At 59.5% G+C, this 24,519-nt stretch carries 23 protein-coding genes and 1 riboswitch; of the genes, 2 read left to right on the top strand and 21 right to left on the bottom strand.

The features are described 5' to 3' along the window. Positions 1-464 precede the first annotated feature (464 nt). From ACLFLU_RS09550 to ACLFLU_RS09460, 19 genes are all read right to left on the bottom strand, one after another. Positions 465-773 carry a hypothetical protein gene (locus ACLFLU_RS09550; RefSeq protein ID WP_426411949.1) on the bottom strand — a complete coding sequence of 103 codons (309 nt, stop codon included), beginning with the start codon at positions 771-773 and terminating at the stop codon, positions 465-467. Continuing rightward, entirely contained in the window at positions 770-898 is a 129-nt protein-coding gene (locus tag ACLFLU_RS09545) for a hypothetical protein (RefSeq protein ID WP_426411948.1), read from the bottom strand. The genes ACLFLU_RS09550 and ACLFLU_RS09545 overlap by 4 nt, the downstream gene beginning before the upstream one ends. A gap of 386 nt (positions 899-1,284) precedes the next feature. Continuing rightward, the gene (locus ACLFLU_RS09540; protein ID WP_426411947.1) at positions 1,285-2,310 is read right to left on the bottom strand and encodes an ABC transporter substrate-binding protein; all 1,026 of its coding nucleotides are present in this window, start codon (positions 2,308-2,310) and stop codon (positions 1,285-1,287) included. Positions 2,311-2,611: 301 nt separating this feature from the next. Continuing rightward, on the bottom strand, positions 2,612-3,724 hold the full coding sequence (locus ACLFLU_RS09535; RefSeq protein WP_426411946.1) for a hypothetical protein: 1,113 nt from the start codon (positions 3,722-3,724) through the stop codon (positions 2,612-2,614). A gap of 238 nt (positions 3,725-3,962) precedes the next feature. Continuing rightward, positions 3,963-4,763 (bottom strand): ABC transporter ATP-binding protein, encoded by an 801-nt coding sequence (locus ACLFLU_RS09530; RefSeq protein WP_426411945.1) that lies wholly within the window; start codon positions 4,761-4,763, stop codon positions 3,963-3,965. Positions 4,764-4,816: 53 nt separating this feature from the next. Next, positions 4,817-5,650: an ABC transporter permease gene (locus tag ACLFLU_RS09525; RefSeq protein WP_426411944.1), complete on the bottom strand. Its 834-nt coding sequence runs from the start codon at positions 5,648-5,650 to the stop codon at positions 4,817-4,819. Positions 5,651-6,231: 581 nt separating this feature from the next. Continuing rightward, complete coding sequence (locus ACLFLU_RS09520) at positions 6,232-7,230, bottom strand: CobW family GTP-binding protein (RefSeq protein ID WP_426411943.1); 999 nt, start codon at positions 7,228-7,230, stop codon at positions 6,232-6,234. A gap of 3 nt (positions 7,231-7,233) precedes the next feature. Further along, positions 7,234-7,701 carry a RidA family protein gene (locus ACLFLU_RS09515; protein ID WP_234685019.1) on the bottom strand — a complete coding sequence of 156 codons (468 nt, stop codon included), beginning with the start codon at positions 7,699-7,701 and terminating at the stop codon, positions 7,234-7,236. Positions 7,702-7,727: 26 nt separating this feature from the next. Further along, positions 7,728-8,468: a GntR family transcriptional regulator gene (locus ACLFLU_RS09510; RefSeq protein WP_234685018.1), complete on the bottom strand. Its 741-nt coding sequence runs from the start codon at positions 8,466-8,468 to the stop codon at positions 7,728-7,730. A gap of 241 nt (positions 8,469-8,709) precedes the next feature. Continuing rightward, positions 8,710-9,699, bottom strand: a complete 990-nt coding sequence (locus tag ACLFLU_RS09505; protein ID WP_426411942.1) for an isochorismatase family protein — start codon at positions 9,697-9,699, stop codon at positions 8,710-8,712. Beyond that, on the bottom strand, positions 9,696-9,896 hold the full coding sequence (locus ACLFLU_RS09500) for a 2-hydroxymuconate tautomerase (RefSeq protein WP_200518423.1): 201 nt from the start codon (positions 9,894-9,896) through the stop codon (positions 9,696-9,698). Before ACLFLU_RS09500 ends, ACLFLU_RS09505 begins: the two co-directional genes overlap by 4 nt. Further along, positions 9,896-10,582, bottom strand: coding sequence for a resolvase (locus ACLFLU_RS09495; protein ID WP_426411941.1), 687 nt, complete (start codon positions 10,580-10,582; stop codon positions 9,896-9,898). Before ACLFLU_RS09495 ends, ACLFLU_RS09500 begins: the two co-directional genes overlap by 1 nt. After that, entirely contained in the window at positions 10,579-11,925 is a 1,347-nt protein-coding gene (locus ACLFLU_RS09490; protein WP_426411940.1) for a dihydroorotase, read from the bottom strand. The genes ACLFLU_RS09495 and ACLFLU_RS09490 overlap by 4 nt, the downstream gene beginning before the upstream one ends. Next, the gene (locus ACLFLU_RS09485) at positions 11,922-12,812 is read right to left on the bottom strand and encodes a dipicolinate synthase subunit DpsA (RefSeq protein WP_426411939.1); all 891 of its coding nucleotides are present in this window, start codon (positions 12,810-12,812) and stop codon (positions 11,922-11,924) included. The genes ACLFLU_RS09490 and ACLFLU_RS09485 overlap by 4 nt, the downstream gene beginning before the upstream one ends. Then, positions 12,809-13,897 carry an NAD/NADP octopine/nopaline dehydrogenase family protein gene (locus ACLFLU_RS09480; protein WP_426411938.1) on the bottom strand — a complete coding sequence of 363 codons (1,089 nt, stop codon included), beginning with the start codon at positions 13,895-13,897 and terminating at the stop codon, positions 12,809-12,811. The genes ACLFLU_RS09485 and ACLFLU_RS09480 overlap by 4 nt, the downstream gene beginning before the upstream one ends. 133 nt (positions 13,898-14,030) lie before the next feature. Next, positions 14,031-15,296 (bottom strand): D-amino acid dehydrogenase, encoded by a 1,266-nt coding sequence (locus tag ACLFLU_RS09475; protein WP_426411937.1) that lies wholly within the window; start codon positions 15,294-15,296, stop codon positions 14,031-14,033. Between the two features lie 147 nt (positions 15,297-15,443). Next, positions 15,444-15,546: riboswitch (glycine riboswitch) on the bottom strand. A gap of 51 nt (positions 15,547-15,597) precedes the next feature. After that, complete coding sequence (locus tag ACLFLU_RS09470) at positions 15,598-17,037, bottom strand: amidohydrolase family protein (RefSeq protein ID WP_426411936.1); 1,440 nt, start codon at positions 17,035-17,037, stop codon at positions 15,598-15,600. Between the two features lie 117 nt (positions 17,038-17,154). After that, positions 17,155-18,297: a M24 family metallopeptidase gene (locus tag ACLFLU_RS09465; protein ID WP_426413956.1), complete on the bottom strand. Its 1,143-nt coding sequence runs from the start codon at positions 18,295-18,297 to the stop codon at positions 17,155-17,157. 70 nt (positions 18,298-18,367) lie between these two features. Beyond that, positions 18,368-19,591, bottom strand: coding sequence for a mandelate racemase/muconate lactonizing enzyme family protein (locus tag ACLFLU_RS09460; RefSeq protein WP_426411935.1), 1,224 nt, complete (start codon positions 19,589-19,591; stop codon positions 18,368-18,370). A gap of 107 nt (positions 19,592-19,698) precedes the next feature. Here ACLFLU_RS09460 and ACLFLU_RS09455 point away from each other — a divergent pair, with 107 nt between their 5' ends. Both ACLFLU_RS09455 and ACLFLU_RS09450 read left to right on the top strand, forming a co-directional pair. Next, positions 19,699-20,004, top strand: a complete 306-nt coding sequence (locus ACLFLU_RS09455) for a hypothetical protein (RefSeq protein ID WP_426411934.1) — start codon at positions 19,699-19,701, stop codon at positions 20,002-20,004. Between the two features lie 212 nt (positions 20,005-20,216). Continuing rightward, positions 20,217-21,236 carry a Rieske 2Fe-2S domain-containing protein gene (locus ACLFLU_RS09450; protein ID WP_426411933.1) on the top strand — a complete coding sequence of 340 codons (1,020 nt, stop codon included), beginning with the start codon at positions 20,217-20,219 and terminating at the stop codon, positions 21,234-21,236. A gap of 327 nt (positions 21,237-21,563) precedes the next feature. On the opposite strand, the gene ACLFLU_RS09445 is transcribed toward ACLFLU_RS09450, so the two are convergent. Then, positions 21,564-22,529 carry a PDR/VanB family oxidoreductase gene (locus tag ACLFLU_RS09445; RefSeq protein ID WP_426411932.1) on the bottom strand — a complete coding sequence of 322 codons (966 nt, stop codon included), beginning with the start codon at positions 22,527-22,529 and terminating at the stop codon, positions 21,564-21,566. A gap of 183 nt (positions 22,530-22,712) precedes the next feature. Next, positions 22,713-24,392 (bottom strand): methyl-accepting chemotaxis protein, encoded by a 1,680-nt coding sequence (locus tag ACLFLU_RS09440; RefSeq protein WP_426411931.1) that lies wholly within the window; start codon positions 24,390-24,392, stop codon positions 22,713-22,715. Positions 24,393-24,519: the final 127 nt, after the last annotated feature.

Here is a 24,519-nt window from a genome sequence, read left to right as displayed (position 1 = left end):
TCCATGCGGGTGGCCGCTCGACGTACTCCGCTGCAGAGCTTGAGGCGTCGCCCCGAACAGCACCATTCGGCGCTGCGCGACCTCGATAGGCGATAGCATCAGCAGTGGGGGCGCACCCAACGCTGGCTGACAACACATATCATCCGCGCTCGCGCCGGGAGAAACCAGAAATATTAATTGATAATCAAGCCAGACAAGTCGCGGATTGAAGTGACGCCGTGTTGGAGCGCAAACTGGACCAGCTCAAGTAGCTTTCTTCCGCGGCAAGACCAACGGCAAATGCTTCCGCCCCTATGTCGCAACTCATTTTAGTGGACGAGCCGCAAGGGGGCGCTGACAGCCTTGACGCAGCAATCAACTTAATTGCTTGCTGCTGGGCCATTCGCGCCGAGATCGAACTACGCACGGAAAAAACCTCCGGCCGCCTGCCGCGACCGGAGGTTTGCCGATAAGAGTCGCCCGCGTTAGTGGCGCTTGCCAGCAGTCGGCGTGCCGCTGTCTGAGGAATCGTCAGCTGCCCCCTTGTTCGGGGCGATTCCGGTGGTGCCGGCTGCACCCTTTGTGCTCTTGACCGGCTTCATCCCCGCCTTTCGGTCCGCAGCGCCGAGCTGAGCAGTCGAACCCTCATCATCGCTCATGCCACCCTGTATGCTCTTGCCTTGCATGCCGCCGCGGCTCTTGGCGTCGGTCGAAAGGTCTTGTGCGAGCACCTGGCCCGCAAGCAAAGCCGAAAGGACACATGCGACTACAGAGGTCTTCACCAACTTCATCATTTCTCCTGAACAGGCTCGCGATTGAACGATTCCATCACTCCGACGCCATTCGCTTTCACCGGATCGTTCAACGCGTCAATACTGCGAATGGCGCCGTCAGCACCGAACGTGATTCTTGTGGTCATCGTTTAGAGATTTTGAGGCGATTTCGCGGAGCTACCGTCCTATGCGCGGTGCAGCGACCATCTGCACAAGCAACTCAACTGCCGGACCGAGATTCTCAAGGTCAGGGCCATGAAAAGGCACCGGAGGAAGCTTCTTGGGATCCGCTGATGACTTTTGAGCTTTGGAGGTGGATACGAGCACAGAGCAGCTTGCATAGTCTCACCACAGGCTTGCCCGAAGCAACAATGCAGTAAAAGGCCCGCGAGCCAGTTCATCGAGAATTGCCGCCCCGGTCCCACCTGTGGGCGTCGGACTGGAATATATGTGAACGCAATGATACGCAGGATTCATATCGTCTGACCTAGCCCGACGCCCACAGTCGGACTCGCATGCTATCTCCGGCCAGTCAGTTGGCGAGGAGTTCATTGGTAAAGAACGACGCCGCGGGTTTTGGATGATCGATCGCTTGTTCGGTCTTGAGCAACTCGATCGCTTGTTCGATGAGCTTCGCGTCGACCCAGCCGATGGGCTTTCCTTCCTCGGGCACCATCGCGTCAATCGTTGCCCTGACTTGTGCTTCGATAACGTCCACCGACGGGCCGACTTGCCAAACCTTGGCGATGGCATTCGCAGCGGCCCTCGGATCACTTCGTGTGGCCTCGATGCCCTCGCTAACAGCAGCGAGATAGCGCTTGAGGACATCCGGCTTCTTGGCAATAGCGGCATCGCTCGTGACTGCGGCCAGCCCCGGAACGACAAGCCCAAATTGTGCGAGATCCAGGATCGGAAACTTGATTCCGGTCCGCTGCTCGAGGACGGGCAGGTCACTGGTGCGATAGATACTCACAGCGTCCACCTGGTTCTGCAGGAACTGGGGTACTCGCGATTGCGCGTCCATCTGAACCTTCTTGATCTTGGCGCAGTCGATCTTATTCACTGCGCAGAAGGTTCCGAGATAGGATGTGCCTGTCTCGCCGACGGCATGAGCCACGACCTTGCCCTCGAGATCCTGTGGCTTGAGGATGGGCTTATCGGGATGAGAGATCATGACGACGGGCGTCTTTGGATGGTAGAGCGCGATGATCTTGATCGGCATGCCCTTCTGGATCGCGGAAGCAGCGAAGATCCCAGGCATGATGACAATGTCCTCCTGGCCCTGAACGAGCGCGCCCAGTGCCGCCTGCGAACCCGCACCTTCCCCCATGCGGACGGCGAGGTTCTTGGCAGTATAAAAGTCTCTGTCCTGCGCCAGGTAGAGGTGCCCATACTCGCCCTTGAGCTTCCAGCTGAAACGCACTCGCACATCGTCGGCCGCCAAGGCAGCCGATGAGAAGACGATAGCTGCGAGCAGCGCCATGGCTGCCACCACGGTGCTGTTCCGCGTCGCGTTGCGGTGCCTTGCAGTCATAAATTCCCCTTCGATTTCCACCATCTCTCGCGTGGGCTGACGCCTCCAAGCCAAGCCGAGCCTCACACCGTCCAAGCGCAGACCGGCTTTGCGAATCGGACGATCAGGACGTCACCAGCAGGCCACCATGCTTGCGAACACGGCGGCGTGCAGCGTTACGAACGCCGGCCGAATTGATTCACTAGTGACGACGTTGGTGATTTGACGCAGCTCAGCATTTTCAGTGGTGAGCCGGCGGAAATGGTCATGTCGGTTCAATCAGGAGCTTTGATGGCGCCGCGTGATTGAGCGCCGCGCCATCTTGCTGTGCGAATGAGACCAGGTACTAGAATTTCACCGAGACACCCGCGCTGGCTGATTTTTCCGTACAGCTGTTGGTGCTGACGCCCGTTGCCGCGACGGTGCAAGTGCCGGGAGTGGCATTGCTATCGAGACCATACTTATTCTGCCAATATCGGTAGGCAACCCAGACGTCGACGAAGTGACTGTATTTTGGACCGATGAAGGCTTTGCTGGCGTCAAACGTCAAGCGGATCGGCTCGCTGTTCAATTCGATCTTGCTGGCGTTGCTGAACCGTCCAACGCCGGACAGCGCAGGGAGCGTGTTGATATCGCCCTTCGCTCCCGTCACGGAAACACGGCCGCTGATGGCGAAATACCTGATGCTTTCGGGGAGGAATCCCAGATCCATGTAGTAATTGGTTTCAACCTTCCAGGTCGCCGGGAACACCCGGTTTCCGTCCGCAAGGCAGGTTACCCCCGGAACGCCCGGGCTAAAGAGACCGCACTGAAGAAACGATTTGTGGCTCGCCAACCCTTTGACGACCAGCGGCGCCACGTTGATATAGCCCTTGTACGGAAGATCGAAAGCGAATTGCAGGCCGCCAACGACGTTATTGGTCGCAGGTGCATAATAGCTATTCGCCGTACCGAGATCGAGGCCAACCTCGAACGAAATGTTTCGCAGCGGCCCAATGCTGAACTGCTTTGTGTTGAATAGCTCATTCCAGCCGAACGTGCTGCGTTCTATGCCGTAGAACTCCGTCGCGCCGGCGCAAGTCCCTTGCGGCCCAAAGGGCAGGACGCCGGCGGGCGAGCAAGGTGAAGCAGGATCGTTGTGATCGGATTTCAACATATCAACGTTGAAGAAGTTTGTGCCGTAAGCCCATATGTCGAAATGGGTGAATGAATAGACCTGTTTAGCGGTCTTGCCGTTGATGGTCCCGTCCGGCCGGGTGCTAAACGCACCGGGATCCGTGGCCGTGAACTGGTAGGAGTAGGTGAGCCGGTTGTCATTCACCAGGAAGAACGGAGCGTCCGCAACGGGTTTTGGCTTTGCCTTGGCTGGTGCCTGTTCATCCGCAGCTCTTGCAGTACATGCGCAAGCGATCAGACTGACCGCAAGTATTGTTCGACTCACAAGTTTGGCAGAAAGCATGTTTAGTCCCCCTCTTCAAAAACGAGCTGCCCGTCGGGCATACTCAACGCGATAGTCGGAATGCGACGCGGCCTGGGAAATGGCGGCGGCCACATCCATGCGGACCGCACCCAATTCCGCATGAAGTCCCTGAATAGGCTCACGCCTGCATGATTTTGGACGCAAGTCATCTCTCGCAGGAAATCATCCTGCGGCACTCATGCCTGGTTCTCTTGAAAACTGACGCGCCTACTCTTGCTCAGTGGGCGACGAGCACGCCTTTAGCCTCGAAGATATCGCGGATCTGGCGCACGTAGCCATGATAGACCTTGTCCTCGTGGACCTTGCTCCACTGTCTGGGACGGGGCATATCGATTTTTAGGTCAAGATCGATTCGACCAGGGCGCGGAGACATGACCAGCACGCGATCGGCGAGAAATACAGCTTCGTCAATACCGTGCGTGATAAACAGAACCGTGTTCTGCACCCTCAGCCACATAGACTGCATGTCCATGATCATCTGCTCGCGAGTCAGTGCGTCAAGCGCACCGAAGGGCTCGTCCATCAGCAGCAGGCCCGGCTCCTGGATCAGCGCGCGGCATATCGCCACGCGCTGTCGCATGCCGCCCGAGAGCTCCGATGGAAACTTGTTGCCGAAGCCCTTGAGGCCAACTTGCTCAAGTAGCTCCTCGGCACGCATTCGGAACCTTGAAAGATTGAGCTTCTTGATCTCGATTGGCAGCAAGATGTTATCGAGCACGGTGCGCCAATAAAGCAGCAGATCTGACTGAAAGACGACGCCGATTTTGGGATGCGGACGGCTGATCTCGTCCCCATCAATGGCGATCTTTCCGGTCGAAGTGGAGACAAGGCCCGCAAGCATTGAAAGCAAGGTGCTCTTGCCGCACCCGCTCGGCCCCACCACAGCGACAAAGGTGCCTGGCTCGAACTGAAGGTCTATCCGCTCGATGGCGACGACATCATCATCTTCGCGGGTCTTGTAGACCTTCGAAAGCTGCGAAATTTCAACCGCGGCGCCTGTCGTTTGGATGGTATTCATCGCACTGCCTCGTGATTATGCGTCGTTGCTACCGATCGTCCACCAAGGGCAACTCATTTGGCCTCGTCACGCTTGTACGAAACGCGCGCCTCGACCACATCGATGATGTAGTAAAGGATCACGCCGAGCAGCGAGATCGTCACCACGGTCGCGAAGTTGAGCGTGGTATCGAACAGTGAATTTGCCTGAAGCTGCAGATAGCCAAGCCCCCGTTCGGCTGCTACGTACTCACCGATGACCGCACCGATGACGGCGAGAGATATGGCCACCTTGAAGCCGCCGAAGATGTTGGGCAGCGCCGCCGGCAAGCGCAGCTTGAAGAAGGTCTGCCATTCGTTTGCGCCCATTGAGCGGACCAGGTTGACGAGATTCTTGTCGAGGGACTGCAGGCCGACGACAGTCGATATCACGATCGGGAAAAATGAGATCAAGAAGGCAAGCACGATCTTCGGTGCCCAACCGTAGCCGAGATACAGCACCAAGATCGGCGCCAGCGACACCTTGGGCACCGTCTGTAGGCCCACGAGGATCGGATAGATGGCGCGCTCGAAGGGCTTGGAGTAGAAGATCGACAACGCCAGAGGGACACCGATCAGCACGCCCACGCCAAAGCCGACGATCACCTCGAACAGCGTTACATAGAGGTGGGCGGCGAGCAGCGGCGCGTCATTGATCATTCGGGTGGCGACGGCCGACGGCGTCGGCAGGACAAACTCTGAAAGACCCGACAGCGGCACGAGAATTTGCCAAGCACCGATCAGCGCCGCGGCTACGAGGAGCGCCGAATAACGTTCTAGCCAGCTGCCGCGAGCGCGTTTCTTGCCGCTCATGCTTTTGCCCTGCTTCCGCTGTGCCTTGCCGGCACTGACAATATCCGTACTCGCCACCGTAGCCTCGCCGCGTTAGAAGATTACAGTTGTTTTTGAGCAGAACCGTCCATCGACGCCTTCGATGGCCTTGTCACATCAACGAACACTTCGCCGACAAGCGCGCTCTCGAGGCACAGTCGGACTTCCTCAACGAACCAATCAAGGAGAGGTCGCGCGGATCTGACGACCGCTCGACGATCTCGTCGAAAGAATCCGGCTCGCCGGCGCGCCCTCAGGGCCGACACTGCTGCTGCGAGATTCACCCGAGACATCCCGTTGTTCCCCGTCAATCTTGGGTTTGGTCTCGCCACCCGGGCATCACGACTCAATGCGGCCCGTCCTTGCGGTGCGATGGCGTCACTTCCCAAACCAAACCTTATATTTGATCTCATGATGTGATCACAATTTTGTATTGTCAAGCGTGTAATACCGGCTACCTCCGACCAATTTTCATGCATCCGATCGACTTCGGCGCCGGAAAGTTGAGCACGCAAGCGCGGCGACGGATCGCCCGCGTGCCTTCGACGAGCCGCTCGGCTTCGCAGGCAATGGAGAAGAATTGCGTTCGATATCGTATCGGCGCGGTTGCGCTTCGACGGTCAGTGCCTGGCGGCAAAGATACTCGGCAGGGAATTTTCGATCGCGGAGCGCGTCAGGTTGCGCGCGATGAACACCAACCAGCCGCGCGGCGAACCTTCCGGCCATCGTGGCAGGTATTCTGGCGGATAGACGACGTGTTGCACGCCGTGGACGACAACCGGTCGCTCGTCCCCTTCGACCGGCAACAAACCCTTTACACGGAGAATGGATTGACCGCGTGCGGCCAGCAACAATTCCAGCCAGTCGACAAAGGCCGGCCATTCGACTTCACGCGCCACCTCGACCGTGAAGGTCTCTATGCCGTGGCTGTGCACTCCCCGCGCAGCCCTGTCGTGTAGTCCGAGATAGTGGGGCTTCCCCTCGTCGCCATGGTCCAGGACGTCGGCCGCCGAGGGCATCGCCTGCTTGCTCGAGGTCAGCGAGCGCACTGAAGGATTGACCTTGGCGACATCGAGCTCAAGCGCGTCCAATTGCCAGCGCTCGACAAGATCGGACTTGGTGATGACAACGCAATCCGCTAACGCCACCTGCTGCGCCGCTTCTGCGAAATTTCGAATGCTGTTGAGGCCACTGACGCCGTCCACAGTCGTAATGATGCTGCCAGCTCGATAGCCATGCAGCAATTCGGAGGCGCTCATCACTGCATGGATGATAGGCGCCGGATCGGCGAGGCCGGTGGTTTCGACCACGACCTGGCGGAAAGGCGTCACCGCGCCGCTGCGGGCCATCGCAAGAAGCTCGGCCAAGGTTGACACGAGATCGTCACGCACAGCGCAGCACAAACATCCGGACGACAGCAGGACCACATCTTCCGCGACCTCCCGCACCAGCAGGTGGTCCAGTCCTATTTCGCCGAACTCATTGATGATCACCGCAGTCTCGGCGAGACTGGGCTCTCCGAGCAGGTGTCGAAGAAACGTTGTCTTGCCGCTCCCGAGAAACCCCGTCAGCACATGAACCGGAATCCGCGCGTCGAGGGAGGGAGCGGCAGGCTGCATGGTTCAGTTGACCTCGAATATTGCGTCGACCTCGACCGGAACGTTGCGGGGCAATGAACTGCAGCCGACCGCCGCGCGGGCGTGGCGCCCCGCCTCGCCAAACACCTCCACCATCAGATCAGACGCCCCATTGATGACTTTGGGATGATCTTTGAAGTCCGGCTCAGCATTGACAAAGCCCCCCAGCCGAATGACCCCAACCACCCTGTCGAGATTGCCATCCAGCGCCTGCTTGAGCTGGGCAAGGATGTTGATGGCGCAGAGACGCGCAGCTTTTTGGCCTTCCTCCACGGAGAAGTCCGAGCCGAGCTTACCGGTGTACTTGTCCTTGCCGCCCTCGCTAGGGACCTGCCCGGAGATGTAGATCTGGCTACCCAGTCTGCGCGCAGGAACGTAGTTGGCGCTTGGAGACGCGGTTGCGGGCAGGTTAATTCCCAGTTGGGCCAGTTTTTGTTCGATCTTTGCTGCCATGGCGCGGTACTCCGGATCTCTGTTCGTCAGTCCTCGAATTGCAGTTCCATTCCTTGTGCGAAGGGCAGCTCGGCTCCCTGCGAGCCGGCGATGCTGAGCAAGGCCCGGCAAGTCGTCCGGATGTCCTGGATCGTCCCGCGTTTGACCGCGGTTGCGTTGCCCTCCTTCAGACCCGCCAGAATGTCTTCGTGATGAGACGCACTCCAAGGCTTCGAGGGGATCAGTAACGACATGTACATGGTCGGCCCGAACTGCAACCAAAGCGACTCGATCAAGAGCATGAGCGTCTCGGATTCACTCGCCTGGTAGAGCGTGAAATGAAATTTTTGGTTGAACGAAAGGCAGTTCAGGATGTCACGCTTGGCGATCGCCTGAAGCAATTGCTTGTTGATAGACGTCAGTCCGCTCAACAGCGCAGGTGAAGCCTTCTTGGCGGCGAGCTCAGCGGCCGTACCCTCAAGCAGTTCACGCACTGAAAAGATATCGCTCAGCTTCTCAGCGCTCAGCCTCGGCACGCGTACCGAGCCCCCCTTGGTTTCTTCCAAGGCATTCGCCGCTACGAGCTGGCTCAGCACTTCACGAACCGGCATGGGGCTGGTTCCTAGCCCTGCCGCCAGCTTGCGCAAACTCATGACCTGGCCGGGAACAAAGGCCCCGACCATAAGCCCTCTGCGCATATAGCTCAGCACACGTTCGTAGATGTGCCCCCGCTGCCGCTTGCCTTCTTCGTTGCCGTTTGCGGCAACTTCCGCTTTCTCGGTCCGCATCTCCCGACTCTCTTTCTCTTAGGACGTCGCTACGCGCCATCCGATATGCCTGAGGACATTGAGACCAATCCTTGAAGACTTGGATGGCTTGCATCCTGTGATCTCATACCGTGATCAGTAGTAGATTTGAGACCGGGCGGCAACCGCAGCGTGGAGCAGTGATGCCGCAAATCGGCACGCCAAGGTTGGCTCGGCCTGCCGATTGGCGCAAACAACGTTGTCTGGAGCACCCGCCCTGGGATTAAGCGTTTGCTCCGACCTGATAGAGCTCGACCTTGGTTCCGTCCGGATCGGCGATGTAGATCGTCAAGCCATAAGGCCCATCATGCAGCTCATTGTAGTAGTGCACGCCGGCTTTTTTCAACTTGGCATCGAGCGCGCGTACATCGTTGACCTCAAAGGCGATGTGGTCGAGCTGGCGATGGTCTGCAGCCTTGCCGTTGATGAGAGCTATGCCTTGGTGGAAGGCAACGAAGGGCCGTCCGTCAGCCAGCGGCTTGGCCGGCCTGATCGTGAATCCCAGTTGACGGGTATAGAAGTCGACCGACCTGTCGATGTCATTGACCATGATCAACTGGTGACCGTAGTTGGTAACCCTCGGCTTCACTTGCTCGGCGATCCAGTCGAGAACTTCCGACGACGGCGCTATCTCGCAGAAGTACTGCTTCCAGACCTGCTTGGCCGTGGCTTCCCAATCCGCATTGACGCCCGATACGCAATCCTCGACGGCAATCACATCGAGATCCCGGAGATAGGCTTCGCGGATGCTCGTCTCGACGCAGGCGTTGGTGGTTGCCCCGGTGATGAACAGGTGCTGTGTCCCCAGCATCTTCAGCATCATCTCGAGCCGGGTCTCGTAGAACGCACCGAAGCGGTGCTTGCGAATCACGAAGGAAGGATTGAACTCGGCCAGCGGCTTGAGCTCGTCGATGATTTCCTCATCCCAGCTGCCGGCGAGTGCGGATACCTGCTTGCGACGGGCGGTATGGCCGAGCAGCTTCTTCTTGGCGCGATTCCTGTCGACCGAGAAATGCTCCTGCATTGTCCAGATGACGGGAATATCGACGTCCTGGCACCGCTTAATCAGCCTTGCCAGCGGCGAAACGATTGAGGACAGGCGCTTCGTATCCACTCCGGAAATGCCCAGCGTGCCCTTCTCGTGGATGAAGGCATTCTGGAGATCGATGACCAGCAGCGCCGACTTGCGATAATCCAGGGCTTCAAGGCTCATTTCTTGTCCTCCACCATGTCGATACCGAGCACGCCGGCGCGGCCCCAGCTGTCCTTCGGGGTTTCATGGATCACCACATGCAAATGATCAGGCTTGCAGGCGGCCTCCTCAACCATTGCATTGGTGATAGCCTTCACGAGTCGGCGCTTCTGCTCGACTGTGCGGCCCTCCCACATTTCGACGACGACAAACGGCATCAGATATCTCCTCCTTTTTGGGTGGGCAGAGCGCCGGATGCCCAAGTGGGCGCGTCGGCGGCGAAGCCCGTAACCAGATCGTTCCTTGCCCGATCGACACCACTGAGCAGCCACAGGGGACGGTTGGCGTAGTTGATCAAGACCTGCTCCTCCATGCAGGCGCGATGGGCGGAATGCCGCGGGTCTCGATCGAAATGACTAGTGCCCGGCATCAGCCGGACGACATAGATCGGCTCCGACGGATCGAGCATCTCGAGCACATTCGTTCCGATCTCGTTCACACCGATCGCCCTCGGTTTCGGATCCGCCTGGCCAACGGGTATCAAGACGATCGCTCCGGCGAATGGCGTAACTGGCCAATAGCGACCTTCCCGCCCTTGGCGCAGGAAGTCCGCATAACCGCGCGCTTCCATGAACAGCTCGCTGTCCCACAGGATGATGTCAGGCCCCAGGATGTCGCGCGCTGCATCGACGACACCCTGGCTCTCGCAAAGGCCCAGAAAAGCCCAGGGATCGGTCAAGCCGATCGCATGTCCCCATGGATTGTGGATACCAGACAGTCGTTCCTGGCGGACCGTGGCCTTCCGCGCCACGATACGAGCGACCGCCTCGCTCACCGACATTTGAGCGGGCATGAGCGACTCTCGACCCGCCAGCTCCAGTCGATGGAGGTCCGCGCCACTCATGACGGCAGGGTCACGCATCGACCGCGACCGTAGTGGTTGTCAGCGACGGAACCGTTTTCATAGACAACGTCACCGCGCGCAACGGTCATCACCGGCCAACCCTTGAGCGTCCATCCCTCGTAGATGCAGGTACCCTTGCCGGTGTGCTTGACCGTGCGCTGCTCATCGAGATCGACCAGCACGAGGTCGGCGTCGAAGCCAACGTCGATATGGCCCTTGCGCGGCCAGAGCCCGAAGCGCCGCGCAGGGTTGAAAGAGTTGAGCTCGACAAGCCGGGTCAACGGCAAACCGCGCTGATGGACGCCGAAATGAAGCATCAGCGACAGCTCCCAGGGAAAGCTCACCACACCCGGAAATTCGGTCCAAAGATCCTCCAGCTTCTTGGGCAGGAACGGCACGTGGTCCGTCCCAAGGCTGTAGACCGAGCCGTTCATGACGCCGTGCCAAAGACCTTCGAGTTCGTTCCGGTCGCGCAACGGCGGCGATATCTTCGCACGCATGTCGAGATCTTCGTCGTAGCACGTGCGGGTGAGGTAGTGAGGACAGGTCTCGACCGTCACGCGGACGCCACGCGCCTGGGCCTCGGCGGCGAGTACCGGACCCATACCGACGGAGGTGTGGACCAAATGAAGCGAACAGCCGGTCTTCTCGGCAAGGAAGAGCATGCGACGGATGGTTTCCACCTCGCAGAAGGCGGGGCGGGATTCCGTGTATGCGCCGAGATCCTGACGGCCGGTGGCCGCAATCTCCTTTTTGATCCAGGACGCGATCTGGGTGTTCTCGCAGTGAACGTTGATCACCCCGCCGGGAACCTTCGACAAGATGCGCATCGCAGCATAGACCCAGCCGTCGGTCGCCGGCACGATGCCGATCGGATTGTCCGGCTCGTAGCCGAAATAGCATTTGAAGGATTTGACGCCGGTCTTGGCGATGACTTCCGGAATCTCGGCGATATGTTCCTCGCGCTGGATCCCGAAATGAAAGCCGAAGTCGATCACCGAGTTTTCCTCGCCGATCGCTTTGCGCTCCGCGTAGAACGGCAGATAGGACTCCTTCAGATTGCGGATATAGAGAAGCGCTGTCGTCACGCCGCCGGAGGCCGCAGCCGCCGTTTCGGTGCGCATATCCTCGGCAAAGGGAAACTTCACGCCCAGATGGCAGTGCGGGTCGATCAAGCCCGGCATCAACACCCGCCCCTCGGCGTCGATGGTGCGCTTGGCCTCCGGAAGGACTTCGTCAGCCCCGGTCAGGACGATCTTGCCGTCCTTCACCGCGACGCCGCCGTGGAATTCTCCGTCGTGGCGAACCACTCGCGCGTTCTTTATGACCAGATCCGCCTTCATTGTCCTTGCTCCAGTATTGCTTCTATGCGCCGGCTGATGCCTGTCCACTGGCTGCGGCCGACGGTGATCGGTGCACGCGCGCCCATGCCGCGCGCCCAGACAACCTTCAGCCCAAGTTCGACGGCGGCGTCCCGGTCGATCGTTCCGGGAGGCGCCGCGACATCGACCAGCAGCGCGTGTTTGGGTAGCAAAGCCAGCTGATCGCGCTCGAGCAATCGCTTTGGAACGCTGCCAATGACGATGTCCATGCGATGCAGAACTGCCGGCAATTGTTCGAGCGTCAGCGCCTCTGCACCGGTCGCATAGGCAGCTGCACGCTGAACCGGGTTGCGCGCCGCGACGTGGACATGAGCTCCGAGGCCGACCAACGTCTTCGTCAGAAGCGAGCCGATGGTGCCTTGGCCAACCAAGCAAACGTTGGACTTGTGGATGGTGATCTGCGTGTTTTCAATGATCACCTTCAATACGCCCTCGACGATCGCTGGCCCCCGCAGCAGCATGAGGTCGACGTCCCATTCGTACTCGTGCAGTGCGATGTCGAGCGCTTTGCAATTGGTCTTTAGATTGTCGTCCGCCCAACCGAGTATGATGTTGCCGGGGCGCCTCATGCCGGCCAACATCTCGCGCGTCGGAATGATCTTTTGCGGACACTTCGGCGCGAAGAGTGCGCCCTCCGCGCTGATGCCCGGAATCGGAAACAGCGCTATGTCGGCGCCCTTCAATGCATCAGCTGTGTCCGCAGCATGATAGACACCTTCGATACCCCCATCAGGCCATGGAAAGCCGTAGGCCCGAACGGCGGCTCCAGCCCGGACAGCACAGCGAGCGATCTCCTGTTCGCGTGCGTCGCCAGCTACGATTGCGATGACTGTATTCTGCCAACTCATGGGGCCCTTACCTTCTCAATGAGCTGATCCCTGGACATGCCGGTGATGCCCATTGCTTCTGCGGTCCGGCCACCGATCCGATAGTCGGTTCCGACTGCGGCCTGCGCCAGGCGATAGAGCGACGTTGCGACGGGCACATTGACGTCGGCGATCTGCGCAAACTCCAGGAAGGGTAGCAGGCCGTGACCGAAATCCTCTTTGTAATACCGATACTCGAGCGAGTCCGGTCCCTTGATACGGCGATTGGCCTCGCCGCCCGCGATTGCGGCGCGGTAATCGGTGACGTCAATCACGTCAGCCTCCACCGTGCCGAGCAGCTTCATCTCTTCAATCAAATTCGGCAATTCATGCCCAAATGCCCGGGCGACCGCCAAGCGCTCGTCGTCCAATTGCCGCATGACCCGGGCGACCCCGGGCGTCATGGCGTCGACATAGAAAGTGAAGTTGCCGCCGGTCGCCTCGACCCACGCGGCTCCCAGCACCGCGCCGGGGGGATGCAGGACCATGTTCACGTTGGAGAGGTCGGAGGCGATAACGTCACGAACGGGCGTGACGCCCGGATACAATTTCGCAGCAACCTCCAGCGCCTCTGCTCCTCCTTTGAGGGCGGCGGCCTTCAGTTGCTTCGCCCGACCGCTAATGGTGACGCCGTCAGGACGATATTTGCGCGCGACGTAGGTAAGGGTCGAGAACTCAACCACCGGCGGCACTGCCCGCCCGGTGCGGGAGTAGGCCTCGGCGAATTCCAGCGCCCCTCCGGTGTGGCCGGGGTTAAGCACGACCGGTTTGTTCGCCGGCCAACCGACTGCTGCGAGTGCGTTGGCTATGGCCGAGTGCGAGAAAGTCGGCAGGACCACGACCGCCACGTCGACTCCGGAGATGGCCGACTTGAGATCTGTCGAAATCAGGGTAGGCTTTGCAACTCCTTCGCCGAGCTTGCCGTCGAATGCAACGCCGCCGAGCTTGATGTGCGGTTCAAGCGTTTCGGCCGAACGCGCCCAGAAATGAACGGAGTGGCCTGCGAGAACCAACTCTGCGACCGAAGCCGCGCCCCCCGCTCCTCCCCCAAGTACCGCAACCTTCATTCTGTTCTCCGCAGATCAAAGCGCAATCCGCGCCACCCGAGAGCCAAGTTTGATCACAGCTTATGATCACAATTGTGATTGTCAAGCGAGAGAATTGCGGACGCCGCATGCAACCACTCGACGATTCGACGGGCTACGTTGCCAGTCGGAGCCATTCCGTGATGCTGGGCCCAAATTCGCCGGCAAGGCATTCGGCAACCGTCTCCGCTGTTGCGGCCGAAAGGGTCCAGCCCAGGTGGCCGTGGCCAGTGTTGTAGAAAACGCCCGGCATCCTGCCCCTACCGACACGCGGCATCATGTTCGGCATCATCGGACGCAACCCGGCCCAGGGCACGACGCGGTTGGTGTCGACAGAGGGGAACAGGGCTCGCGTCCAGTCAACCAGCGGCTTGATGCGATCTTGGCGTATGTCGCGGTTCATGCCGTTGAACTCTGCCGTTCCGGCAACGCGAAAGCGCATAGCGCCCAATCGACTGGTAACGATCTTGGCGCCATCATCGAGCAGGCTGACCCAAGGTGCCGCTTTCTGGCTCTGCTCGTCGTCAAGGTGCACGGTGATCGAATAGCCCTTTACAGGGTAGACATTGAGACGGTCGCCGAGCATCGCCGCGAGGTCGCGGCTTGCGGAACCGGCGCATATGACAACACTGTCGGCATCGATCTCATCGACACGAGCGCCGCCCGAAGGCTCGTCACGCGAATACTGGATGCGGAAAATTTCGTCCCGAGCGATCTCCCTCACGGTGGCGTCAAAAACGAAGCGCACGCCATGTCTCTCGCATGCCTTGGCAAGACCGCAAACGAACTTGTGGATGTCTCCGGTTGAATCCGATGGGGTATAGAAGCCTCCGAAGAAGTCGCCGTGCAGCGTCGGCTCGATCGACTTCACCTCTGCGGCCGTCACTGGACGACGGTCCAAGCCCCCCTCCACGAGAATGGCATTGACCTTCAGCGCGTGCTGGAAACTCTGCTTATTCCGATAGAAGTGAAGGATGCCGCGACGCTCGTGGTCGAAGTCGATGCCCTCGCGCTCGGCAATGGCGAAGAGATGCTTGCGTGCGGCGATGGCGAGCCGCGTCGTCTCAACCGTGTTGTCGCGATAGTTCTTGATGTTGAAGATAAATTCGCCAAGCCAGGAATATTTGTGCCAGGTCGGCGCTGGATTCATGAGGAGCGGTGCATCGCGCCTCAACATCCACTTCATTCCCTTGATGATCGTGGACCAGCTGTTCCAGACCTCCGCATTGCTCGCGGAAAGTTGGCCACCATTGGCGAACGATGTTTCCATGCCCGCGTAGCGCTGACGCTCGATCACCGTAACGGAATAGCCGCGATTGAGAAGGGCGTAGGCGGTGGTCACGCCGGTGATACCGGCGCCGATGACGACAACATGTGGCATATCGCTCTCCGCGATCAAAGTTGGGAAGCGGACCGAAGCCCGCGGCTTGTCCCCAATCTGTCGCTGTACCTGAGAGATTAACCGCGACGGCTCGGCCGACGCGGCGGTCCCCTTCGGTGGGCACTCGAAGTGCCACTCTCCAGATCGTTCAGCTGCACGGTCACTTTTGCCTGAGAGTTTCCTGGGGGTTGCTCCTTCGGCGCCGGCCAACACCGTCACGACGGCGACCGATCTCTCCCATGCAGCCTATTGAACGCGATAGGTTCTTCTCTCTTGCTCCTCCGCAGTTGGAGTCGGCCCGTCAATTGCCAACGTCGTAAAGCGTCGTGGTCGTCTCGACCGCTTCGTCATGCAGACCAGCGCGCTCTACCGCCGCCGCGGCGAGTTGCCGGGCTTTGCGCCGAATCTGCGCCTCGTCAACTCCCTGCACCTTGCCGTCGACATATGACGTCTTCCCATCAACCCAAGTCTGCACGATCGAAGCGGTCGATGCAGAGAATACCAAAGCTTGCAGTGGATCGTAGAACGGCGTCCATTCGACGTGATCCAGGTCGAAGAGGACGAAATCGGCTTTCTTGCCGATTTCCAGCGAACCGATCTCGTCGTCCCACATCAACGCCTTCGCACCTTCGATAGTCGCGGCGCGTAGTGCTTGTCGTGCGGTGAATATGTCCGGTTGCAAGCGGGCGTCCTTGAACATGCCGGCGACGAGCAGCATTTGCCGCATGAGGTTCATGTTGCCAGCGGCCGACACGCCATCGGTGCCGAGGCCGACTTTAACGCCGGCCTTCACCATCTCAGGATATTTGCCGATCGCGGTTGCACCCTTCCCCAGCTTGAATGACGAGCATGGGCAGAAGGCGACGCTGGCGCCACGCGCGGCGAGCAGACGGACCTCGTCGTCGGAAACAGCCGCGCCGTGAGCGATGACCAGGTTCTTTCCTATGCCTCCGGCCCGATCGATGCGGGTGATCGGCCAACAGCCATATTTTTTCTCGCAAACCCTCGCCTCCTCGATCGAGGTGGCGAGATGATAGGTCGTGCCGACGCCCAACCTCTCAGCCAGTTTCACCGCTCCAACGTGGAGCTCGAGGCTACACGGTTCCTTGCCTTCGATATTGACCCAGCAACGGGCACGGCCGTCGAGGGCGCCATTGTAGCGGACCACACAATCCTCAAGCACCTTGAGTGCGGCCTCGGCGTTCGGGAAGAAATGATGATCCACCATTTCCTGGGTCCAGCCGCGGGGGAGCTCGGGCGGGGGATTGTCGGCCGCGTGCCGCCCGGTGATGCCGCGAATACCGACCTTTTCCATCGCGCGAATGACGATGCCGGGATCGTATTGCGAGCCCATGTCAAGAAAGCACGTGGTGCCACAACGCAGCATCTCAGTGATGCCCAGCAGCGCGCCCCAATATTCGTCTTCTTCGGTGATGTGCGCGTAAAAAGGCTTAGCCCAGTGGAACACCCAGGCGCGGGTATTGAGATTATCCGGAAAGACCGCGCGCGACAGCGTCTCCGATAGATGAACGTGGCTGTCAACGAAGCCCGGGCAGACACCGAGCATCTTGCCATCGATCACCTTGTCGAAACTGACCTTCTTCTGCCGCGCGGCCACATCATCGGCTGGACCGATATCCGAGATGCGGTCGTTCTCGACCACGAGACTGGCGTTGCGCACGACCGTGTCGTTCTTGTCGACCGTGAAGGCGAAGTTCAAGTCCTTGATCAGCGTGCGCATGCCTCTTCACCCAATACTCTACCATCACGACCGCCCCGCCGGTCACCGCGCCGTTACGTCGGGCAATTTGGAGCGGCCTTCACCAAGCTAAGCAGCCCGTCCCCCTCGGAGCCTCCGTCAAGCGACGGCGGCCCTGCGCACGGTCTCGCCTCTCTTGGCCGTACCCACGGGAATCAACCGGTCGGTGTCAGCGTAGTCGGAAAGCAGTTCCGATCCATTGGCCGTCACCAGCAGCATATCCTTGTTCTGCATGCCGAAGCCATGGCCGGTGTCGTAACAAAGCGGCTCGAAACCGAGCACCATGTTCTCCTCGAGCGGCGCGTCGGTGCCCGGCTTGCCCAGCACCGGCGTCATTCCGAGGTAGGGATCTTCGTGCAGGTGCAGCCCAATGCCGTGGCCCACGAACGAGATCGGCGGCAGATCGAGCTTGGCGAGCTTCGCAATGAACGCATCGTAGATTTTGCGACAGCTCGCGCCCGGCTTCACTTTCTCCATGATTTCGTATTTGCATTCGACCAGATGCGCCCAGATCTTCTCGGCCATGGGCGGCGCCTCGCCGACGATCGCCGTACGGCAGACGCCAGCCTGATACCCCTCGATGACGGAGAAGATCTCCACCCGGCAGACGTCCCCACGCTTCAAGATACGCTCCGATGGGCCGACGTTTGGCAAGACGCTACGCTCGCCGGTCGCCACGATCATCAGCTTGAAGTGATCGGCGCCCAGAGCATAGACATTCCGGGTCAGGTGGCCGGCGATGTCCATTTCGGAATTGCCCTCGTCGACCACGGCGAGAGTGTCGGTAATGGCCTGGTCGGCAATACGAGAAAGCTTGCGCAAAAGCGCAATCTCCTCCGAGGTCTTGATTTGACGGAGCCGCGCCAGGATCGGCTCGGCACGCTCGAACTTCGCGGCCGGCATGGCCACGAGCAAACGGGCAAAATCACCTGCCGGCAGGTAATCCATTTCGAGTCCAATGCGAGCCTGAGCAAGTCCGAGCCCCGCGAGCTGGTCGGCGAGCACAAGCATGGGATCGTCCGAGAATTCCGCCCAAATGCGCGTCGGCACGTCCGGCTGGCGACGCTTGATCGTCGACGCCTCCATATCGACGCCGAACAATGCCGAGCGGCCGTCGGCAGTGACGATGGTCATTGCATGGCGGTGCCGGATGAGCGGTTGCGAGGGGACCACGAACCCCGCAGTGTACGAGAAATTCTCAGGCGAAGAGCAAATGATGGCATCCAACCCATGCTGAGACATTGACTTGACTTGTTTCGCGACAATTTCCGCCCGCATGACTGCTCCCTTTTTTCAACTTCTTGCTGCGCGCTTAATCCCGCACGCGGTACTTTTCGATTTTCTTCTGATCGACCTCGATACCCATTCCCGGTCCGGATGGAACGACGATTGCGCCATCTGCGACCTTCATCGGTTCGGCGAGCAGATCATCCTTGTAGTAGATGCCGGCAACCTGACCGTGCTGGAACTCTGCCGGCGTCGAAATCGGAATGACGCAAGACAGGGTCACGGAGGGTGAGGCTGCGGCGAGTTGAACGTTGGCGAGATTCCCGATCCCGGTCTCGATCGAACCGTTGACGTTACAGATGATGCCGGCCGCCCGGCACACCGCCCCGACCTCCATGGCTTTGTAGAGACCACCAGCCTTTGTCGTGTAGATGGACACGATTTGGATGCCGCCGGACCGAACGATCTGGATCGAATCGTGCGCATTCCACGCCGACTCGTCGGCCATGACGGGCGCGTCGATGCGGCGACCAACCTCGGCAATGCGCTCGATGCCCATGACGGGCTGTTCGACATATTTCAGTCGATTCTTCTCCATCCGACGAACAATTTGAACGGCCTCGCCGGGCGTCTTGTAGCCTTCGTTGGCGTCCACGCAGATTTCGACGGCATTACCGGCGACCTCGCGAACGGCATCGACCATTGCAACGTCTCGATCCGGATCGACCCCGATCTTCACCTTGATGGTTCGCACCCCCTCCTGCACGAGCTTTGCAACCTCGACGCGCGCCTCTTCGATCGAGATCAAGCCGATGGAATGCGTAACGGGCACACGATCGCGCGCCCTGCCGCCGAGCAGGGTACTGACGGGGATATCGAGCCAACGACCGGCAAGGTCGTAGGCGGCGAACTCGACGGCAGCCTTGGAATAGGGGTAGCCCCTGATGACTGCGTCCATTCGCGCGTGCAGTTCGGCGATGTTCCCGAGCTCGACACCGACTATCGCGGGAGCCAGATAGGTGTCGATCACGACTCGCGCGATCAGAGCGGATTCGCCGAAATACCGGCCGAATTCACCACCCCAGTCCTTGAGCGCCGGCGCTTCGCCCCAACCAACGCGACCGTCGCTGTCGGTCATCTTGACGATGACGTATCGACCGATCACCTCGGTCAGACCTGCCCATTTGTGCTCTCGCCGCGTCGGCAGTTGGACAATCAATGTTTCGACGGATTTGATCGTGGGCAAATGGGCCTGCCTTATTTCGTTTTGGTTTCGCGCCCAGTTTGCTATGGTCGAAACCAAGATCATTTAGCGTGATCACACTTTATGATCATAAACCGTAACGGTCAAGTGTCGCAGCGACGGCATTGCGCATGGCGTAGGCGCCGACGGTCCGCGGGTCAGAGGAGGAAAAATTGACGATCGTCGAAGCAACAAACTACTTCGCCAGGCAGGATCAGGCGCCGGCGGTGCTCCAACAGCGCCGCCAGGCAAGCGGCATCCGGCGCGAACTCGGCCTGGAGCCCGGCGAGATCCTTGTCCTGCGCGAGGGAAATGGACCCGACGTCAGATGGGAGTGTAGATTTGCCACGCGGGCAGCATACGAGGCGGATATGGCAGCTCGAGCCGGGTCAGAGGCGTTTAGCCAAGCACGCCGGGTGATGCACACGCTGGTGGATCGGTTCGAGCGACACGTCTACGAAGTGGACGAGAGCCGATAGAGCGGCGGGGACCACGCGCCTCAGCATTAACGAGGACGCAGAGCTCATTGGCGCATCTCGATCCCCCCTCCTTGGCATCGTGAAGGGCCGCTCAATCGGTGAACTATCGGAGATCTCGATAGTTGGCATTGAAAATGCCGATTTTTAAAACTGCTCTAATGGTGAGAGTTTCCTCCGACAGCCGTCCGACAGAACGGAGCAAAGAGGAGCCAATGTCATTCATCCAGAACACTTGGTACGCCGCAGCATGGTCGCATGAAATCACACGCAGCTTGCTGTCACGAACGATCGCCAACGAGAGCATTGTCTTCTACCGCAAGGAAGCCGGCGATATCGCCGCTCTTACCGATCGGTGCCCGCATCGCTTTGTCCCGCTTCACCTCGGGAAGCTCAAAGGCGATATCGTCGAATGTGGCTATCATGGACTGTGCTTCGATCCGAGCGGCGCATGTACCCTCAATCCACATGGCGATGGCGCGATCCCGAGGGCAGCTAAAGTCAAGAGCTACAAGGTCGTGGAGAAACATGACGTCGCGTGGGTTTGGCTGGGAGACGCAAGCAAGGCCGACGAGTCCTTGATCGCGGACTTCAGTGTTTTGACCAACCCGAAGTTTCGCACGGTCAGCAGCTACCTCCACGTCCAGGCGAATTATCAGCTGGTTTCTGACAATCTGCTCGATCTGAGCCATGGGCAGTACCTTCACCCGATGTTCAAGAATGCGGAGGGGCCGCCCAAATTCGAGGCCGAAAAAGAACCGCACCCCAATGAAGTCTGGGCAAAATTCTCGCGTCCTAATCAGCTGCCCAACAAGTATTTTCAGATGCTGGGATTTCCAACGGATCAGCGGGGCGACCATCGCAACTTCATGCGGTGGAACGCTCCGTCGCTCCTTCTGCTTGACGTCGGCATGACGGGCGTCAACAGGCCGGTAGAAGAAGGCCTTTCAATTCCAACGTCTCACCTGCTCACTCCGGAGACAGAAACGTCGACACATTACTTCTGGGCTATGTCGCGCGATTTCCGCCAGGATGAAGATGACCTCAGCCAGGAATTGCTAAAGGCCGGCGTGGCTCTCTTCGATGATGAAGACAAGCCGGTCATCGAGGCTCAGCAGCGCATGGTGAACACCCAGGATTTGATGTCGCTCAAGCCAGTTCTTCTACAGACCGACGGCCCGGCGGTCAGGGCACGGCGGATCGTGGAGGCTCAGCTCAAAGCCGAACAGTCGTAACGGCGTAGCATTTGGCGCCTGATCGCCAGACGGCGGGCGACGAGTTTCTCAAGCTGCTCAGCAAGCAAGGTTGATCGTTTCCGCTGGCAGACCGGGCGTCTGCCCCTCCCTGACTTGGCCGCCGCATCAGATCGGCGGCTTTTTTTTGCGTCGCGCAGCGCAAGAACTAGCGAACTGTGGCAAGGGCGGGCCATGCGGGCGTCTGTTACAGTCGATCTGACACCTCCCAATCAGCGCCAATGCGCCATGCGCGGCTGCCAGATCGGCCGGTCATCCAAGGCCACGATGGCGCAGGCGGATGGACGCGAACGCGCGATCCGGGCTCGGCTAGACGTCGAGAATCAGTTCCTCGGACAAAGACCGAGAACAACAAATTGCGATCCTGTCGTTCATTTGCTTCTCGGCGTCGGTCTGAAAGGAATCCCTGTGCTCAGGTCGTCCCGCGAGGACTCTCGTAAGGCACGTTCCACATATTCCTTGTTCGCAGGAAAGTTCGACGCTAATTCCATTCTGCTCGAGGACCGATGCGATCGATTTGTCGCCGGGCACAACAAGTCGTTGGCCGCTTCGAGAGGCCACAACCGTGAACGACGCCCCGCCCTTCACGTCGCCGGCGGAGAAGCTTTCGGTGTGAATCCTCTCCTCGAGGCAGCCAGCCCTTCTCGCAGCGGAGACGGCAAAGTCTATGAAGCCTCTCGGTCCACATATGTAGATGCGCGTGCTGGAGCACACTCCGTTGAGATCCAGTTCCGGCTGAAATCGCTGCTCCGCCGGCCCGTCGTCAACGTGGAGCCGAAATCGCCAAGCGAACGGCGAGGCCGAGATTTCATCGACGAAAGGTGCACGATCCCGGGTCCGAACGCACAGGTGGAAGTCGAAATCGTTGCCGATCGCCTGAAGCCGATAGGCCATCGAGAGCAGCGGAGTGATTCCGATTCCCCCTGCGAGGAGGATCGCGCGCCCGCCATCCTCAACAAGCCCGAAATTGTTGCGCGGCCGTCCTATCTTAACGATCATTCCCTCGCGAAAGGTCTCGTGGATCGCCCTGGATCCCCCTCTCGAGCCCGGGTCGTTGAGTATTGCAAGTCTGTAGTAGCCTGACTGGGAGGGGTCATTGCAAACAGAATACTGCCGAACGATCTTGTCGGAGACATGGACATCAACATGCGATCCGGCAGAAGCAGGCGGGAGTTCATTTGACGTTGCGGATTCGAGCTCGATGCTCACTATATCGCAAGCAACGTAGTGGACCCTGCGAATCCTTGTTTCCATCGTATGTCCTGGATCGACCATCGTTCAAATCCGACGCATGCCATGAGCGACTTGCCCGCCATCGCCGCAATCACCGCCTATGGGCTGGATGTTATTCAATTCCAGAACAGCGCGGAAATCGGTTTCCTGGAGCCCAACTATCGGCCCGATCGATAGTACACCCGAAGCACCGCGGAGATACTCCGCTCGCTGCCTTCAGCGAGCCTATGCGCCTCGAATGTTGGCAACGAGGCGTTCAACGTCGACAAGCAGGCCTGCAGACTGCTTACTGAGGTCCTCGGCCGAACGGGACACGAGTTGCGCCGCTGCGCCGGTTTCGCCTGCCATTCGATTGACGCGAACGATGTTATCCGAGACTTGGTTGGTGCCGCGTGCCGCTTCCTGTATGTTGCGCGCGATCTGGCCAGTCGCAAGGCCCTGCTGCTGAATGGCCGCGGCGATCGCCACGGTGATCTCGTTGATCGAGACGATCGTGCTACCGATACCCTCGATGGCCTCGACGGCCTCCGTGGTCGCGACTTGCATGGCTTCTATCTGCGCGGAGATTGCCTCAGTCGCCTTGGCTGTTTGGCCTGCGAGCGACTTTACCTCGTTGGCCACCACCGCGAAGCCGCTACCAGCGTCTCCAGCACGAGCGGCCTCAATCGTTGCGTTGAGAGCCAGAAGATCAGTCTGACCGGCAATATTGGTGATCAATTTCACGACATCCCCGATCTTCTGCGCCGCAGACGACAACCCATGCACGACCTCGTTCGTGCGTTTGGCTTCATCCATGGCCTTTGAAGCAATCGTGGTCGATTGATCCACCTGGCGACCGATCTCATGAACGGATGCGGAAAGCTGCTCCGTGGCGGCGGCGACTGTCTGCACATTGGCGGAGGTTTGCTCTGCGGCTGCCGCGACAGTCGTCGCCTGTTCGGTCGCCTCCTCCGATGACGTCGACATCCGCTGCGACGTGATATGCATTTCGCGCGCAGCCTTGGCGAGCGTATCCAGCGATCTCCTGACCTCGCTTTCGAATTCATCGGCCGTTTTGGTGATGAACAGCCTCTTCTCAGCTTCGCTCTGCTGTCTCAACTCATCCTGAGCGTGACGCAAACGAATGGTCTCGGTCATGCTCTCCTTGAAAACCTGGACGGATCTGGCCATTGCGCCAATTTCGTCTTTTCTGTCCTGAGCGGGAATTGTCACCTCGGTTCCCCCGCTCGAGAGCTTGAGCATCGCCGTCGTCATCGCCGCGATAGGGTTGGCCACGTTGCGGCTGATCAGGAGAGATACTCCGGCCACGAGCAAGAGGATGAAGAAGACGATCCCTCCCAGGCGGCGCGCTTCTGTCCAGAAAATTTGATCGATATCGTCGATATAAAGGGCGCTGGTCAGAACCCACCCGTATATTGGCACTTCAGTGGCGTAAGTCAGGGTCTGCACCGGCTCGCTACCGCCGGGGCGCGGGAAGCTGAAAGTCACGAAACCGCCGCCGCGGGCAGCGGCCGCGACCGCATCACGAAAGAAGTAGACGCCATTTGCGTCTTTCGTTTGCGTCATATCTTTGCCCTCGACGGCCTGCTTGGGATGCACTTCGAGGATGCCTGCTTTGGTCGCGGCGTAGAAGGCGTTGTCCTTGTCGTAACGCAGCATGCGAAGCAGCGCTCTCGATCGTTCACGCGCCTCCAGTTCTGACAGGCCGGTTTTGCGCCCGGCTTGGTAGTCGGCTTCGATCGCGGAGCGAGCGAGCAGGACCAGCTCCTTCACCTTCGCCTTTCTATCCGCGAGCAAGGTAGTCTTCAGGGTCGATAGGCCGATGCCGGCGGTGCCGACCATCCCGAGAATTGACAACAAGACGACGATCAAGAGCTTGGTGGAGATGCGAAGAGATCCGAACATGTAACCATTCTTCCCGCGCTGGCAGAGCTGAGAGCCCATGCGTTCAGGAGTTCGCAGTCGATGTGGCATACCGCACGATCATTCGCGGCTGCCTTGAGGACACTGACGCTCGCACGGCCTGAGCGAG

The organism is Bradyrhizobium ganzhouense (assembly GCF_049949285.1).
GTDB classification, from domain to species: Bacteria; Pseudomonadota; Alphaproteobacteria; order Rhizobiales; family Xanthobacteraceae; genus Bradyrhizobium; species Bradyrhizobium ganzhouense.
Note: the sequence above shows the minus strand (reverse complement) of the source record. Positions and strands in the feature narration are given on the sequence as shown.

Bases quoted from the DNA above. Each gene is read 5' to 3' on its own strand.
- ACLFLU_RS09550 (WP_426411949.1), bottom strand. From the start codon at position 773: ATGATGAAGTTGGTGAAGACCTCTGTAGTCGCATGTGTCCTTTCGGCT.
- ACLFLU_RS09545 (WP_426411948.1), bottom strand. From the start codon at position 898: ATGACCACAAGAATCACGTTCGGTGCTGACGGCGCCATTCGCAGTATT.
- ACLFLU_RS09540 (WP_426411947.1), bottom strand. From the start codon at position 2,310: ATGGTGGAAATCGAAGGGGAATTTATGACTGCAAGGCACCGCAACGCG.
- ACLFLU_RS09535 (WP_426411946.1), bottom strand. From the start codon at position 3,724: ATGCTTTCTGCCAAACTTGTGAGTCGAACAATACTTGCGGTCAGTCTG.
- ACLFLU_RS09530 (WP_426411945.1), bottom strand. From the start codon at position 4,763: ATGAATACCATCCAAACGACAGGCGCCGCGGTTGAAATTTCGCAGCTT.
- ACLFLU_RS09520 (WP_426411943.1), bottom strand. From the start codon at position 7,230: ATGCAGCCTGCCGCTCCCTCCCTCGACGCGCGGATTCCGGTTCATGTG.
- ACLFLU_RS09515 (WP_234685019.1), bottom strand. From the start codon at position 7,701: ATGGCAGCAAAGATCGAACAAAAACTGGCCCAACTGGGAATTAACCTG.
- ACLFLU_RS09510 (WP_234685018.1), bottom strand. From the start codon at position 8,468: ATGCGGACCGAGAAAGCGGAAGTTGCCGCAAACGGCAACGAAGAAGGC.
- ACLFLU_RS09505 (WP_426411942.1), bottom strand. From the start codon at position 9,699: ATGAGCCTTGAAGCCCTGGATTATCGCAAGTCGGCGCTGCTGGTCATC.
- ACLFLU_RS09500 (WP_200518423.1), bottom strand. From the start codon at position 9,896: ATGCCGTTTGTCGTCGTCGAAATGTGGGAGGGCCGCACAGTCGAGCAG.
- ACLFLU_RS09495 (WP_426411941.1), bottom strand. From the start codon at position 10,582: ATGAGTGGCGCGGACCTCCATCGACTGGAGCTGGCGGGTCGAGAGTCG.
- ACLFLU_RS09490 (WP_426411940.1), bottom strand. From the start codon at position 11,925: ATGAAGGCGGATCTGGTCATAAAGAACGCGCGAGTGGTTCGCCACGAC.
- ACLFLU_RS09485 (WP_426411939.1), bottom strand. From the start codon at position 12,812: ATGAGTTGGCAGAATACAGTCATCGCAATCGTAGCTGGCGACGCACGC.
- ACLFLU_RS09480 (WP_426411938.1), bottom strand. From the start codon at position 13,897: ATGAAGGTTGCGGTACTTGGGGGAGGAGCGGGGGGCGCGGCTTCGGTC.
- ACLFLU_RS09475 (WP_426411937.1), bottom strand. From the start codon at position 15,296: ATGCCACATGTTGTCGTCATCGGCGCCGGTATCACCGGCGTGACCACC.
- ACLFLU_RS09470 (WP_426411936.1), bottom strand. From the start codon at position 17,037: ATGCGCACGCTGATCAAGGACTTGAACTTCGCCTTCACGGTCGACAAG.
- ACLFLU_RS09465 (WP_426413956.1), bottom strand. From the start codon at position 18,297: ATGTCTCAGCATGGGTTGGATGCCATCATTTGCTCTTCGCCTGAGAAT.
- ACLFLU_RS09460 (WP_426411935.1), bottom strand. From the start codon at position 19,591: ATGATCTTGGTTTCGACCATAGCAAACTGGGCGCGAAACCAAAACGAA.
- ACLFLU_RS09450 (WP_426411933.1), top strand. From the start codon at position 20,217: ATGTCATTCATCCAGAACACTTGGTACGCCGCAGCATGGTCGCATGAA.
- ACLFLU_RS09445 (WP_426411932.1), bottom strand. From the start codon at position 22,529: ATGGTCGATCCAGGACATACGATGGAAACAAGGATTCGCAGGGTCCAC.
- ACLFLU_RS09440 (WP_426411931.1), bottom strand. From the start codon at position 24,392: ATGTTCGGATCTCTTCGCATCTCCACCAAGCTCTTGATCGTCGTCTTG.